This window comes from Staphylococcus sp. FSL W8-0305, assembly GCF_037966415.1.
In the GTDB taxonomy this organism is placed as follows: Bacteria; Bacillota; Bacilli; order Staphylococcales; family Staphylococcaceae; genus Staphylococcus; species Staphylococcus aureus.
The window spans coordinates 2,473,172-2,487,315 of the sequence record NZ_CP150198.1 but is presented as its reverse complement, the minus strand read 5'-3'; the positions used below and the strand labels follow the sequence as shown (position 1 = coordinate 2,487,315).

Annotated in this window: 14 protein-coding genes; 4 read left to right on the top strand and 10 right to left on the bottom strand. The window is 31.3% G+C overall.

The annotated features are described in order from the left end of the window. Nucleotides 1-50: 50 nt before the first annotated feature. From sarR to NST10_RS12000, 4 genes are all read right to left on the bottom strand, one after another. Nucleotides 51-398, bottom strand: a complete 348-nt coding sequence (sarR, locus tag NST10_RS12015) for an HTH-type transcriptional regulator SarR (RefSeq protein ID WP_000036076.1) — start codon at nucleotides 396-398, stop codon at nucleotides 51-53. A gap of 427 nt (nucleotides 399-825) precedes the next feature. Then, nucleotides 826-1,152: a PH domain-containing protein gene (locus NST10_RS12010; RefSeq protein WP_000599586.1), complete on the bottom strand. Its 327-nt coding sequence runs from the start codon at nucleotides 1,150-1,152 to the stop codon at nucleotides 826-828. A gap of 63 nt (nucleotides 1,153-1,215) precedes the next feature. After that, nucleotides 1,216-1,959, bottom strand: a complete 744-nt coding sequence (locus NST10_RS12005; protein ID WP_000032840.1) for a SarA family transcriptional regulator — start codon at nucleotides 1,957-1,959, stop codon at nucleotides 1,216-1,218. A 25-nt stretch (nucleotides 1,960-1,984) separates the two neighbouring features. Further along, on the bottom strand, nucleotides 1,985-3,940 hold the full coding sequence (locus tag NST10_RS12000; RefSeq protein ID WP_339209928.1) for an AraC family transcriptional regulator: 1,956 nt from the start codon (nucleotides 3,938-3,940) through the stop codon (nucleotides 1,985-1,987). A 609-nt stretch (nucleotides 3,941-4,549) separates the two neighbouring features. Between NST10_RS12000 and NST10_RS11995 the strand changes: the two genes are divergently transcribed. Beyond that, entirely contained in the window at nucleotides 4,550-5,359 is an 810-nt protein-coding gene (locus tag NST10_RS11995) for a CHAP domain-containing protein (protein WP_000717395.1), read from the top strand. A 68-nt stretch (nucleotides 5,360-5,427) separates the two neighbouring features. Here the strand turns inward: NST10_RS11995 and NST10_RS11990 are convergent, their stop codons facing one another. The 3 genes from NST10_RS11990 to NST10_RS11980 form a co-directional block, all read right to left on the bottom strand. After that, nucleotides 5,428-5,622 (bottom strand): hypothetical protein, encoded by a 195-nt coding sequence (locus tag NST10_RS11990; protein ID WP_001791509.1) that lies wholly within the window; start codon nucleotides 5,620-5,622, stop codon nucleotides 5,428-5,430. 173 nt (nucleotides 5,623-5,795) lie between these two features. Further along, nucleotides 5,796-7,196, bottom strand: coding sequence for a Na+/H+ antiporter NhaC (gene nhaC / locus NST10_RS11985; RefSeq protein WP_339209923.1), 1,401 nt, complete (start codon nucleotides 7,194-7,196; stop codon nucleotides 5,796-5,798). 94 nt (nucleotides 7,197-7,290) lie between these two features. Continuing rightward, nucleotides 7,291-8,373, bottom strand: a complete 1,083-nt coding sequence (locus tag NST10_RS11980; RefSeq protein ID WP_061650623.1) for an NAD/NADP-dependent octopine/nopaline dehydrogenase family protein — start codon at nucleotides 8,371-8,373, stop codon at nucleotides 7,291-7,293. 247 nt (nucleotides 8,374-8,620) lie between these two features. Between NST10_RS11980 and NST10_RS11975 the strand changes: the two genes are divergently transcribed. From NST10_RS11975 to NST10_RS11965, 3 genes are all read left to right on the top strand, one after another. Then, nucleotides 8,621-9,043 carry a DUF4870 domain-containing protein gene (locus tag NST10_RS11975; protein WP_000206106.1) on the top strand — a complete coding sequence of 141 codons (423 nt, stop codon included), beginning with the start codon at nucleotides 8,621-8,623 and terminating at the stop codon, nucleotides 9,041-9,043. Nucleotides 9,044-9,279: 236 nt separating this feature from the next. Continuing rightward, nucleotides 9,280-9,771, top strand: a complete 492-nt coding sequence (locus NST10_RS11970; protein WP_000737700.1) for a CHAP domain-containing protein — start codon at nucleotides 9,280-9,282, stop codon at nucleotides 9,769-9,771. Between the two features lie 358 nt (nucleotides 9,772-10,129). Continuing rightward, the gene (locus NST10_RS11965; protein ID WP_000417008.1) at nucleotides 10,130-11,083 is read left to right on the top strand and encodes a 2-hydroxyacid dehydrogenase family protein; all 954 of its coding nucleotides are present in this window, start codon (nucleotides 10,130-10,132) and stop codon (nucleotides 11,081-11,083) included. Nucleotides 11,084-11,174: 91 nt separating this feature from the next. Here the strand turns inward: NST10_RS11965 and NST10_RS11960 are convergent, their stop codons facing one another. From NST10_RS11960 to NST10_RS11950, 3 genes are all read right to left on the bottom strand, one after another. Further along, a complete protein-coding gene (locus tag NST10_RS11960; RefSeq protein WP_000684154.1) occupies nucleotides 11,175-12,299 on the bottom strand; it encodes an FAD-dependent monooxygenase in 1,125 nt (374 codons plus the stop codon). Nucleotides 12,300-12,907: 608 nt separating this feature from the next. Continuing rightward, a complete protein-coding gene (locus tag NST10_RS11955; RefSeq protein WP_000739235.1) occupies nucleotides 12,908-13,684 on the bottom strand; it encodes an N-acetylglucosaminidase in 777 nt (258 codons plus the stop codon). A gap of 21 nt (nucleotides 13,685-13,705) precedes the next feature. After that, nucleotides 13,706-13,939 (bottom strand): hypothetical protein, encoded by a 234-nt coding sequence (locus tag NST10_RS11950; protein ID WP_000921246.1) that lies wholly within the window; start codon nucleotides 13,937-13,939, stop codon nucleotides 13,706-13,708. Between the last annotated feature and the right edge of the window lie 205 nt (nucleotides 13,940-14,144).

Genomic DNA, 14,144 nt, shown 5'->3' with positions numbered 1-14,144 from the left:
TTTTAATAAATTGTTATCGTTCAATGTTATTAAACGCAATTAACCTTGATTTAATTTTTAATGTATTCTTCTAATTCTGAAATCAGTTTTTGAATATTTGCTTTTTGTGTATCTGTAACATAAACAATAACTGTTCTTTCGTCTTGTAAACTTCTTTTCTTTGATAACAATTTTAAATCTTTTAGCTTTTGTAAAGCTTTAGTTAAATAGTAAGGTTTGAACTCTGAGCACTTAGCAATCTCTTTAGATGAGATTTCGTTAGACTCACTTCTTAAAATATGATTTAAAATATAAATTTCTTCATAGTTCAAATTGAACTTCTTTTTTGTATCTCTGAAAAACTTCTTAACTTGAAATGTTGCGTTGACTAAATCATTAATGTCATTAATTTTACTCATTATTAAACCACTCCTCTGATGCACATCTTGTTGTAGCAAGGTTCACATGTAATTTATTAAATCGAAACTCTATCCAACTATGTTATAAAGTTCATTCTAAACAAATAAGTATAAAAATTCAATATTTTTATTACTAGAATATGGTTAAATACATTTATTTCTTATAATAATTTGATGTTTAAGATATTTTGTCAAATTGAAAATTATTAGTCTGAATATTTTGTATCTTAACTGATATGTAAACTTTTAAAATTTTAATCTATATCAACGTGTTTGATTTGATATTTTTTATATTAATTGGATGGCTTGCTCACAAAATTTATAAAATATAAAAAAAGAAGAGCTTTAAATCATAACGCATGCCATTTATCTTTAAATGCAATGAGTTATCATTCAAACTCTTCTTATCAACCTACATACATTGACATTATACTATCATATGTTGTTTTACATATTCAACAAACATTTCAACGTTATTACTTTTAATATCATGCATTGGGACATTACCAATATTAAATTTGAACATTATAGTTTGACCATCATAATCTATCTTTTCTATTTCATTATAACTAATACTTCTATAATAAAATTGGCCATTCATATCTACATTCATAATTAATCTTTCATTTGTTGCTATAAATGCCCCTTCAAATTCATTCGCACCTTGAACTTGATACTCAATTATTCCTAACACTGACGGACCCTTTTTTTCAGTTGGAAATAAATCATTTGGATTCACATTATCTAAAATCATAATATCCCTCCCACTTAAAACTATAAACTATTCTTCATAGGTATATGAAATACAAGTGATTAACTATTTATTATTAAGCTTAACTTGTATTCCCTTTTCAAGATAATTATAACATGCTTGAATAAGCATAGTGACTTTAGAAAACTTTTCCCGCTTGATTGTTACAATAACACGCCTTTCATCTAATTCACATCTCTCTTTTTTAACTAATCCTTTCAAAATTAAACACTTTAAAATCGGACTAACCGCAAATATCGGGTGATGGAATTCACCCTGTAATTCTTTAACCGTCAATTGACCTTTATGCAGATTTAATATTCCTAAAACGTATAACTCTTCTAATGATAATTGACACATATTTAAATAACACTTTAGATTTAGCAATAATTCTTGTGACGACAATAAATACGATACATAGTCACAACTAAAATCAAATGTATATTGACCAAAATAACGTTCAATATAGTCACTAAGCTCATTATTCATATATTCTATTTTATCTATATGCATTTTATTAATCGAAATAGTCAATTTACGTTGATCCCTTTGATCTCTTGCTTTCAATAGCCATTGATGATTGTTTAAATAACTTAACATTTGAAGAAGTGCCATCTTAGATTGGATTTCTTTCATTTTTAATAACCTATCTATTGAAGCGCTATTGGAATCAGAATTATCATATTTAACTAATAGATTTAATAGTTTCACTTGAGTCAAAGTGAGATGAAATGAATATTTCAACATATCATTAATGACTTTCAACATTAGTATGTGTGCAGTTAAACGCTTAACTTTAAATTTAGACATCTTTAAAACCTCTCTTAAACCATGCCTATATCTCAAGATGATATTTCAAATGAACAATACTATTGCTTGAGACCATTAATGAATGATCATAAATATTTCTTTCTATAAAATTAGCTTTCCAATAACTGTGTTGTTGCATAATATCATTCACAAGTACACCATTTTCGGAAGTATGATTATCTTTATCTATACTTAAAACAATTTGTTTAGTTTTAGCATGGCTAAATTGTTGAAGACCCTTACACGATAAACGTATAGCGTCTGAATTCTCATTTAACAATGCGGCTGGCAAACAAATGACACATTGTACTTCATGTTTGAACTTCGTTACAATCATCGTGTCATTTTGATAAATAACAATCCCTCGTAATTGATTAAGTATATTTATGATAAAAATGAATATTGATAATCTAGTCAAATTTATTTCTTTGCTCGCTTCACTTATAATTGACATGTGCATAATAAGTCCTCGAAATTTTGTATAATTTGTCAAAAGTTCAGTAACCTTATTAATATCAGACATTGTGATTTTTTCTTTTAAGTCATTATTCTCATTAATCAAATCTACATCACATATAATTTTAGAACGTGCAATAGACACCTGTTCTATTTGTCTTAGCGGTAAGATAAAATAGTCTATTAGATGATCAATTTCTTTATCATAGCGCGTATTCAACTCATTTGGTTCCAGATGATATATTAATTCAAATACTCCTATATAATTATCTATTAAACGTTTCAGTTTTTGAATTGCAGTAGTATTTAAGTCGTTAATTAAAAATGCAATCTTACATCTATTACTCTCAAAAGTCATATTAAAAATTGTAGCTACTAGCTTTTCTATCTTGCCTCTTTCAGTACTCGTTAACAATTCCTTATATTCATGTTTAATACGAAATACTACATTTACATTGTAATTCACTATCTTTTGAAGTAATAAAGTGATTTGTTCAATCGATAGCTCATTGCTTGTGTCGATTGTAACAATTATATGCAAGTTTTCAGGATTAACACCTAATCTTTGAATGATTTGTTTAATAGTATAGTAATCCATCCAATAAAAATTACTTCCTTTAATATAGATGTTTTTAGGTTGATACATTTGACTCCTTTTTGTAGGCTCAAAAGGTATATCAATCTCGCGCATACTTGAAGAACTTTGATTAGTATCATCAAATAATTCAATTATATTTTTATCAATTTCAACTAATTGGGAATGGTTAATTGAATGAGATGTTGGACTATTTCTTTTTCTAATTAATTTAGGAGTGTCACCATACGTTTCTTTAAAGAGGTGTATAAAACGAGAATAATGATTAAAACCATGACTACTTGCGATTTCTTCAATGGGCTTCTTAGAAGTTAAAATATCAATTAAGCAATGCTCCAGTCTAATATGATTTAAATATTGAATAAAATTACTATAAGGCGTCGCTTTAAACATGTCACTTAAAGCTTTGTTTGTGATACTAACTTGATTAATGACATCTTTCCTATTTATCTTTTTATAGTGGTTGTTTGTTAAATAATCGTGCACTTCTTCGGCTACTAAATGACGACTACCATCGTATGTATTTAATGACATTAATTCAACACACATATAATTAATAATCTTATCATTAGCATTATAAGGCTGTTGTTTAATTTTGCTGTAGATTAAATACTTAATCAAGATTCTAAAAGTGCTAGCAACCTCATTTGTTAATATCTTGCCACGCATCATATAGTTTGCATTCATAAACTTCAAAAATGTCTTTGCACTTACTTCAACAACACAACATACACTATCATCATGACCATCAATCTGATACAAATCATTCAACATAATAACGGTGACATCATTTCTTTTCACATCATATTGTTGTAGATTGATTGAAACTACACCTGTACCTTGAAGCCAATATATAATTTTTAAGTTTGCTTCCTTCACACTACTCATTTTCATACTTTTAAAAATATGTAGTGAATAATTATCTGTCATCTTACATCCTCACATATACAAATATATTGATTTACTCCTGTTTGTCTTTCTCAAATCAATTGTCAACATCTAATATTCACTACCAATTATATCGCCACATGTTTTTTAGCAGTAACAAAACATAAATCGATTATATCAAATAACACTTTTATTAAAACATTTTTTTATGCTAAATTAGGATATTTTATCCATTAAATATACATTTTTATCCAAATACCAAAGCTTTCCTAACCAAAGAAATTTGATCGTTCGTGTCGAATTTTTATGCATTTTCTGATTAAAAGTCCTATATTATGCACAAAATATACATTTAGAATTTTCAGTAATATTACAAATTTGTAACATACTTATTTTCGAAACATTCAGTTTTTACAAAGAATGCCGTAGTTATAAGTTTTGCAAAATGCAAATTTCTATACTTTTACAATTCTATTGTGTCAAGATATTAGCAAAAAATTACAAAACGTTAACAAAGCACACAAGGACGCTAATTTCTGTTATAGTCTTTCTTGTCGTTTAATTACGAGAGATAACTTATAACATTAATTTTGTCACACGGACATTACGAAAATATTTTAGATTTAAAATTTTTAGGAGGATATTTTTAAAATGAAGAAAATCGCTACAGCTACTATCGCAACTGCAGGATTCGCTACAATCGCAATTGCATCAGGAAATCAAGCTCATGCTTCTGAGCAAGATAACTACGGTTATAATCCAAATGACCCAACATCATATAGCTATACTTACACTATTGATGCACAAGGTAACTACCATTACACATGGAAAGGTAACTGGCATCCAAGTCAATTAAACCAAGATAATGGCTACTACAGCTATTACTACTACAATGGCTACAATAACTATAGCTACAACAATTACAACAACGGTTATAGCTACAATAACTACAGCCGTTACAACAACTACTCAAATAATAATCAATCATATAACTACAACAACTATAATAGTTACAACACAAACAGCTACCGTACTGGTGGTTTAGGTGCAAGCTACAGCACTTCAAGCAACAATGTTCAAGTAACTACAACTATGGCTCCATCATCAAATGGCCGTTCAATCTCAAGTGGTTATACTTCAGGACGTAACTTATACACTTCTGGTCAATGTACATACTACGTATTTGATCGTGTAGGTGGTAAAATCGGTTCAACTTGGGGCAATGCAAGTAACTGGGCTAACGCAGCTGCAAGAGCTGGTTACACAGTGAACAATACACCAAAAGCTGGTGCAATTATGCAAACAACTCAAGGTGCATACGGTCACGTTGCATACGTTGAAAGTGTTAACAGCAATGGTTCAGTAAGAGTTTCAGAAATGAACTATGGTTATGGCCCAGGTGTTGTAACTTCACGTACAATCTCAGCTAGCCAAGCTGCTGGTTATAACTTCATTCACTAATTTGTGATGAAAGTGAATTAAGCCAACAAGGTTTCAAGAGCCTTGTTGGCTTTTTTAATTTCTAGACATCAAAAAATCGGATTGGTAAAAATCTCAAAACTTCGATTTCCACCAATCCGATTCACTCTGTAATAAAGAATAAACAACATACAGCCATTGACACACCCAAATTTAGGCGCGTCAAATCGGCTATACATTGATAAATTTTTAGTTAAAGTACTTACAAATATACTTGCCTTCAAATTCTCAATTAATTTAGTCATTACATGCCATGACATAAAGCTTACATTACATATATTAACATGTTCCGCTACAAAACATATTCAGTATATGTATAGAGGATATTTATTCTAAGTTAAAACCTTTTCAAATTATAACCGCTACAATTATAAATGATTAAAGTGTTTCAACATATTATATATATTCCACGCTCACATTAAGTTAAACATGAATTCGATGACTTTTTAATACCTATTCCTGTAAAACCATAGATAATTGCTATAATTGCGCATAAATAACATGGTACTGTCCATATGAAAAATTCTCCAACAGAGACATGAAGTTGATTCGTATAGTAAATACCTGATGTTCCCCATGGTATTAAAGGTAAAACCATCGTACTTGAGTCTTCAAGTGTTCTTGATAAAACGGAACGAGAGACTTGGTATTTTTCGAACAAATCTTTCATTAACACACCGACCATAATAATTACAATCGAAGCAACACCTGCAGCGAATACAAGCGCAATACAACAAATAACGGTAATACATATTAAACTTCCTACAGAATGGATGCCTTTAGAAATAGTAGTTAATAAGACTTCTAAACATCCTGCTTTTTCTACAATACCTGCAAATGCATATCCGCAAAATATCGTTACTAATATTTGGGTCATACTCATCATACCACCCTGTTCTAACAAGCTTTTCACACTGAATGAAATATGAGACTGATGTATCATTGAGTCGTTAAAACCACTAAATGTTGCTTTGAAACCATCTGTCATTTTGAAATGATGATTAAAAGTCCCCACTATAATGGCAGAAAAGCTTGATATTAGCATAGCTGGCACTGTAGCCATTTTAAATAGCAAACAAACAATGATCACAATTAAGGGAACCCAGACCCATATGTTAATTTGATAAATCTGTGCAAGCTCTGATAACAATGTTTGAATCTGCTTATCATTTGAATGCCCTTTAAATTGAAATCCAGCAATAAACCATACTAATAAACCGATGATTGACGCAGGTATTGTTGTCCACATCATTGAATGAATGTGTTTAAATATATTCACTTTAGTGACAAGCGCCGCTAAATTAGTTGTATCTGATAAAGGTGACATTTTATCGCCAAATACAGCGCCTGCTATAATAGCACCCGCAGCCATTCCTGGTGAGATACTTAATTGATTACCGATAGAAATAAGTGCAATCCCTGCAGTTGATGCAGAGCCCCATGCTGTACCAGTTGCTACAGATGTAACAGCACTTATAAAAAAGGCTGATATTAAAAAATAGCTTGGATTCAATAAATCTAAGCCATAATAAATCAAGGCTGGCACTGTGCCAGAAAACATCCAACTGCCTACTATAATTCCTACCGCTAGTATAATTAAAATTGCAGGCATTGCAGTATTTAAACGTTCTGCAATGCCTGTTTCTAAATCTTGCCATGTTAAGCCTACACGTTTTGCAATCCATGCGGCATATGCTGAGGCAATAATTAATAATACTTGAATTGGAATATCAAAAAACACAAAGCCTGTTACAACAACAATAACCATTACAATCATTGTCGAAATTGATTCTAAAAAGGTTGGTTTTCTTGTCATCATCTATCGTCCCCTTCGCTTATTGATGAGAAACCTCTTTTCTTCAATTTATTGCTTTTGCATAATGCTATATCCTTTTCTATCTTCAAGCCATCATTTATTTTAAATATTTTTCTAAATCAAGCTTATCTAAGCCAATGGATTCAACTGTTAAGCCTTCCTCAAAGAAGTCTCTCTCTAAAATGGTTGATGCAATGACAATTACTGCATCTATATTTGGTGTCGGTACATCAATAACACGACCTAAGCTTGACCATAATACTAAACCATATGCAATATCCTCAGTTAAATATCTGCTTTCTACATGATTTGGTCCTGGAATTTGTGAAAATACTGGGCTTGTATTAAACAAACGATTTAATGGTTCATCTTCTTTATCACGTTCTAAATAACCACGTTCAATACGTGATTCTTTAGCTGTTGATAATTCAAAACCTAATCTACGGCCTAAATTTAAACGTTCTAATTCGATTGCATGAAGTAATCTAACTGTATGTTTAGTAATTCCTTCTTTATATAAAGCGAACTCACCAGCATAATCAATACGACCGACATTCAATAATGTTGGCCCTGGATGCACTTCAGGATTACCATTTTCAAGATTTGTTTTAATTAAGCTTTCCTCTTTTACTAAATGATCATAAATACTTGAAACTTTGTCATAACAATCATTTAGACAGCTTCTATCATATGTTGAAAAGAAGATACGACGTACATTTAGAGATAAATCAACTGCTGCATTTTCAAAATCGACACGCGTACCATACATCAACGTATTAGCTTCTGCTAATTGTGGTTTTGTTTCAATATGTCTATCTTCTAAAACATTCATAAAACGAATTGACCCCATTGCTGCAGCCATGTTGAAGAATATCAACTGATTATCAGTTACATGCTCTGCCATTACATCAGCATAATATTCTATGTATGAAGATGGAATAATCACTTGAACAATTTCAGCATCTTTTAAAACATATTCCATATCATCACTAATATCAGTGAATTTTACGAAACGTTCATCACCTTCATTATTAAAATCAAATCCGCCCTTTTCGATTGCGTTTTGAAACTTACTTATAGATTGATTACGACAATATAATTTAACATCGTGGCCTTTGCTCACCATATCTACTGCTGCCGTAACTGCGCCATTTCCTGATCCTACAATTGCTATTTTCATAAACAACCCTCTTTCTATCTTTGGTTAAAATTAAAAACAAATTATACGTAAGACAATATAAAAATGATGCGAATTCATTACGCATCATTATAAATGTTAAGTATATATAACCTTAAATTAACCTATTTAAACGCCGACGTCCACCAATTATTTTTATTTTTAATAATTGTTTAATAAACATGTTTATTTTTGATTATATTTTGTTATAGTTAAAGATAATATTACAATTTTCAAAGGAGTGTCTAATATGACAACTGAAATGAACGACGTAACAAATCATCAACCGAATCGCAAATCCAATGATGAGAACATTATGGCGATGCTTATCTATTTATTAAGTTTATTCACATCTATTATTGGTCCACTGATTATATGGTTATTGAAAAAAGATGAATCGAAACTAGTTGATCGTGCTGGAAAAAATTATCTTAACTATACGATTTCTTATATTATTTGGTCTATCGTTTTAGTCGTTATCACTTTTATAGGCGTTTTCCTAATTGCTACCGATATTGATTTCATTATCATTATAGGTTTCATCATTACGTTTATCGGTATTTTATCCATATTCGCTTTCTCAATTTTATCTTTTGTATTCACAATTATTGCGTGTGTCAAATATTATAATGGCCAAGAATATGTAATACCTTTAACAATTCGATTTATTTAAACATATTACAAATAAATATTTCCTATTAATTATCTGTTAATCTCACTGTAACTTTGACTAATTTTTATTACAAAATTAGTCAAAGTTTTTTTATTCTTTTACAAATCAATAACATTCCCCACAAGAAGCATTAATTTTGTTAAAGTAACTATTGTCATCAATTCGAGATGTGAGAATAAAACAGTCGCTACGTTTTATTTATAAAAAAAGATATAGAACTTTGGAGGACTTTATTCATGAAAAAATTAGTAACAGCAACTACGTTAACAGCAGGAATTGGTACAGCATTAGTAGGTCATGCACAACATGCAGACGCTGCTGAAAATTATACAAATTATAACTATAATACGACTCAAACTACAACGACTACAACAACTACGACAACTACATCATCAATTTCACATTCTGGTAACTTATACACTGCAGGACAATGTACTTGGTATGTATATGATAAAGTAGGCGGAGAAATCGGATCTACTTGGGGAAATGCTAATAATTGGGCTGCTGCTGCACAAGGTGCTGGATTCACAGTAAACCATACACCTTCTAAAGGCGCTATCCTACAATCTTCTGAAGGACCATTTGGTCACGTTGCATATGTAGAAAGTGTAAACAGTGATGGTTCAGTTACAATTTCAGAAATGAATTATAGTGGCGGACCTTTCTCAGTAAGCTCAAGAACTATTTCTGCAAGTGAAGCAGGTAACTATAACTACATCCATATTTAATTTAAACACGATGATACATATTGTCTTGAAACTTAATTCTAGTACATATGTCATCAAAAACTTTGAGCTTTCCTTTATAGGAGAAGCTCTTTTTTTGCTATTTTTCATTGCCACCTACTTATATATATTTCCTCCCATATTCATAATATTAATTTTTTCAATACTATTAACTTTAAAACTACGTTATCTAATTTAATTGATCCAGTTTTCCACATTACAATATTCATAGTTCTACAGTGACTAAGTTATATCACCTCCATCAAAAGTACACGCTTACATCATTGATACACAAGACATCATGACATAGTTGTATACTGTCTAATCTTCTACTATACTAAGATAAAAGGAGTGATCTTTTATGGAAAAAGTTTATGTTGCTGGTGCAATACCAGAAGTAGGTTTAAAACTTTTACAAGAACATTTTGAAGTTGAAATGTATGAAGGTAAAGGATTAGTCGATAAAGACACTTTAATTAAAGGTGTTAAAGATGCGACTGCCTTAATTAGTTTATTATCTACAAACGTTGATAAAGATGTTATCGATGCTGGTAAAGACTTAAAAATCATTGCCAACTATGGTGCTGGTTTTAATAATATTGATATCGAGTATGCTCGAGAAAAAAGTATAGATGTTACAAACACACCTAAAGCATCAACAAACGCGACTGCTGATTTAACAATTGGATTAGTACTTGCAGTAGCGCGTCGTATTGTTGAAGGCGACCAATTATCACGTACAACTGGATTTGACGGATGGGCACCTTTATTTTTCAGAGGTAGAGAAGTATCTGGGAAAACAATCGGCATTATCGGTTTAGGTGAAATTGGTAGTGCAGTAGCGCGTCGTGCAAGAGCATTTGACATGGATGTACTATACACAGGACCTAATCGCAAAGAAGAAAAAGAACGAGAAATCGGTGCAAAATATGTAGATTTAGATACACTATTAAAGAATGCAGATTTTATCACTATCAACGCTGCTTACAATCCTAAAATGCATCATTTAATTGATACAGAACAATTTAAAATGATGAAATCTACGGCGTATTTAATCAATGCCTCTCGTGGTCCAATCGTGCACGAACAAGCACTAGTGCAAGCATTGAAAAATAATGAAATTGAAGGTGCTGCACTTGATGTATATGAATTCGAACCAGACATTACCGATGACTTAAAATCACTTAATAATGTAGTATTAACACCGCATATTGGTAATGCTACATTTGAAGCACGTGACATGATGTCTAAAATTGTTGCTAATGCTGCAATTAGTGCCGTTCAAGGTGAGAAACCACAATTTGTCGTTAACTAATAATTGAATTTATTATAATGACATTATAAAAACAAGACCCCCCATATGTTGAGCTCTAATTTCAACATACGGGGGTTTTCATATTGTTGTATTACTTTTCTTTCGATTTATATAAGAATTTAGTCTGTCCAGCTGCTAATGCATTTGGCATCATTTTCATAATACGATTTCTAACTGCAACAACTAAACGACTACGATATTGGGCAATTTTACCGATTTTTCTAGAACGTTTAATTACTTTTGCAGTATGTTTGACACGTATTTTATCATAACGCTGTAATGCTTTTTCAAAGTCGTATGCATTAAAACAATTTACTAATACGATAGCATCTTCCATTGCTTGTCCAGCACCTTGCCCCATATTAGGCGTTGTCGCATGTGCTGCATCTCCTAGTAAAATAGTACGACCATAAACAAAAGATTTGAGTGGTTTCAAATCATAAATATTATGCAATAAGATACCTGTTTCACTTTGTTTGTCTAAGATCTCTCTAACTTCATTTGGATAGTGATTAAAGTATGCTTGCAAATGAGGTTTACCAAACGAACTATATTTATGATTGTTTTCCTTCGAGTTAATTGTAATGAACCAGTATGCTTGATTATTTAATAACGGAACAATACCTACTCTTCCTTTTCTTCCCCAGTATTCTTTTGCACAATCCGGATGTTTTAAATCAATATCATCAATTAAACCTCTAAAGCATGTATACCCTTGATATAATACTTTACTGTCAGCATTTACAGATTGTCTCACTTTAGAATGAATTCCATCAGCACCAATACATAAATCAAATGCTTCACTCTCTTGTTCCGCGAAATGTATGGTAACTTTATCTGTCTCATTATCTATATGCGTGACTTCATGATTTGTAAATATTGCATCATCTTTTACATAAGATTTAATAATGTCAATTAAAGTTTGGCGTGGTAACGTCACATTCAATGTATTACTTTTTAATTTAACTGTAGTTAACGGGCGATCTTTGTCATCTAACACTGTCATTGTAGATAAGATTTGCCCAGCATTTTTAATACCTTTAGCTAAGTCATGATTACCTAGTTTTTTAAGCACATTATCTCCGATACCAATCCCAGCGCCAATTTCTTTAACTGACTCATTTTTTTCAAAGACTTTAATAGTATGACCTTGTTCTTGTAATAGTGCAGCAGCTGTTAATCCACCGATGCCTGCACCTATAATTGCTATCTTCATATTGTCACCTCTATATTTTTCATTCTTTTCTATTTTATCACATGCACTATTGTTTAAAAATGACTCTTGGAACTAACGTTTCATTTTTAAAGACTTAAGTGTATTATCTGCACCATTGTATATTACATGCACATTTAGACAGCAATATTCATTTACATAATGTACATTTGTAACAATGATGTGGGAGCTTGGGACATAAATCAATGTCCTAGGGTCTATAATATTATATTGGCAGTAGTTGACTGAACGAAAATGCGCTTGCAACAAGCTTTTTTCAACTCTAGTCAGGGGCCCCAACAAAGAGAATTTCGAAAAGAAATTCTACAGGCAATGCGAGTTGGGGTGTGGGTCCCAACAAAGAGAAATTGGATTCCCAATTTCTACAGACAATGCAAGTTGGCGGGGCCCCAACAAAGAGAAATTGGATTCCCAATTTCTACAGACAATGCAAGTTGGGGTGGGACAACGAAATAAATTTTGTAAAAATATCATTTCTGTCCCACTCCCGCGTTTTATGTTAGGTTAAAATCCATTTAACTAACACACTCAGAATGCGCTAAAGGAGCTCGAAACAATAAATTGTTCCAGCCCCTTTAAGCACCGATGTCTTATTTATAATATGTTTGTCTAATATCATCTTTCTTTATACCAAACTGCTTATAGGATTTATCCATTAATTTGGCAATTTTATCTGCCCAGCGAATGTCACTCGCATATTGATGTTGCGCAGGATTTTCTGGATTCCATCGCATTTGATATAAATTCAGTTGATTGTTTTCAAAATATTCATTACGAATGAACTTTGCACCACCAAGTATCGCCTTATCTGGTGATGTCCATTGTTCCTTTTCAGCATAACTTTTCCCACTACGAACAGCACTACTATCGAATGCTCCTATACCAAAAAAGTTGTAATAGCGTTTTTTTCCATCTTTAATGCCTTTTGCTAATTCTGATTTGCCGTTACCTGTTTCTACTAATGCATGGCTAACAAGATAAATGACATTAACCTCATATTTTTCTTGAGCTTCTAGAAAAACTTTCCCTCGATTTTCTAAAATCCCCTTACCTTTTAGCAATTGATTAACTTCAGATTCCGACATTGGCACTTTTTCTGTGATATCCATATACTTCATATCATTGTCTTTATGTGAAATAGTCATTGCTTTAGCAATTTCATTATTATTTGCTTCAACAAATTTACCATCCTCTTCTTTTGTCTGTACAATACCTTTCCCTTGTTGCATTGAAACAGCCTCATCAAAAGAGTAATTCACATCATTTTTAAACAATTTAGTTTCATTCACGATGAGCAATACAGAAAAAACAACTAAAATAACTATCAATAGTAGCGTTGAAATACGTAACTTGAAATTCTTCTTCATATAGACAAAACCTCATTTTTCTTACTTAGACAATAAAAAATATGCCACTACAATCGCTAATATTACGATTAAAAAAGAAGCGTTAACGATTACTTTCATCGTTGTTCTATCTCTGAACATCATATTAAAGACAACTAGACTAATTGATAATGAAACAGCAAAAAAAGTAATAGCTAACACTAATTTCATCATAAATAGACAGACTAAACCTATGACTAATAATGTATTAGAAATTACAGCTGACGTTTTTAACATTCTCGAATTAATATGCACTCACCCTTTTTATTTAAATAACTTACATAATCATAATAATACATGATGTTTCATAGCCCTGTCGATGGTTGATTATCAATAGCACATGATTTTCTCGATTCTCAAAAATATTGTTTGAAGTTTGATGAAGACTCGGATACAAATAATATTTCAATATAACTTAAAACAGTGCCCCTACACCGACATG

What these genes read in the sequence shown, in the direction of transcription:
- sarR (WP_000036076.1), bottom strand. Translation starts at nt 398, where the DNA reads ATGAGTAAAATTAATGACATTAATGATTTAGTCAACGCAACATTTCAA.
- NST10_RS12010 (WP_000599586.1), bottom strand. Translation starts at nt 1,152, where the DNA reads ATGATTTTAGATAATGTGAATCCAAATGATTTATTTCCAACTGAAAAA.
- NST10_RS12005 (WP_000032840.1), bottom strand. Translation starts at nt 1,959, where the DNA reads ATGTCTAAATTTAAAGTTAAGCGTTTAACTGCACACATACTAATGTTG.
- NST10_RS12000 (WP_339209928.1), bottom strand. Translation starts at nt 3,940, where the DNA reads ATGACAGATAATTATTCACTACATATTTTTAAAAGTATGAAAATGAGT.
- NST10_RS11995 (WP_000717395.1), top strand. Translation starts at nt 4,550, where the DNA reads ATGAAGAAAATCGCTACAGCTACTATCGCAACTGCAGGATTCGCTACA.
- NST10_RS11990 (WP_001791509.1), bottom strand. Translation starts at nt 5,622, where the DNA reads ATGACTAAATTAATTGAGAATTTGAAGGCAAGTATATTTGTAAGTACT.
- nhaC (WP_339209923.1), bottom strand. Translation starts at nt 7,196, where the DNA reads ATGATGACAAGAAAACCAACCTTTTTAGAATCAATTTCGACAATGATT.
- NST10_RS11980 (WP_061650623.1), bottom strand. Translation starts at nt 8,373, where the DNA reads ATGAAAATAGCAATTGTAGGATCAGGAAATGGCGCAGTTACGGCAGCA.
- NST10_RS11975 (WP_000206106.1), top strand. Translation starts at nt 8,621, where the DNA reads ATGACAACTGAAATGAACGACGTAACAAATCATCAACCGAATCGCAAA.
- NST10_RS11970 (WP_000737700.1), top strand. Translation starts at nt 9,280, where the DNA reads ATGAAAAAATTAGTAACAGCAACTACGTTAACAGCAGGAATTGGTACA.
- NST10_RS11965 (WP_000417008.1), top strand. Translation starts at nt 10,130, where the DNA reads ATGGAAAAAGTTTATGTTGCTGGTGCAATACCAGAAGTAGGTTTAAAA.
- NST10_RS11960 (WP_000684154.1), bottom strand. Translation starts at nt 12,299, where the DNA reads ATGAAGATAGCAATTATAGGTGCAGGCATCGGTGGATTAACAGCTGCT.
- NST10_RS11955 (WP_000739235.1), bottom strand. Translation starts at nt 13,684, where the DNA reads ATGAAGAAGAATTTCAAGTTACGTATTTCAACGCTACTATTGATAGTT.
- NST10_RS11950 (WP_000921246.1), bottom strand. Translation starts at nt 13,939, where the DNA reads ATGTTAAAAACGTCAGCTGTAATTTCTAATACATTATTAGTCATAGGT.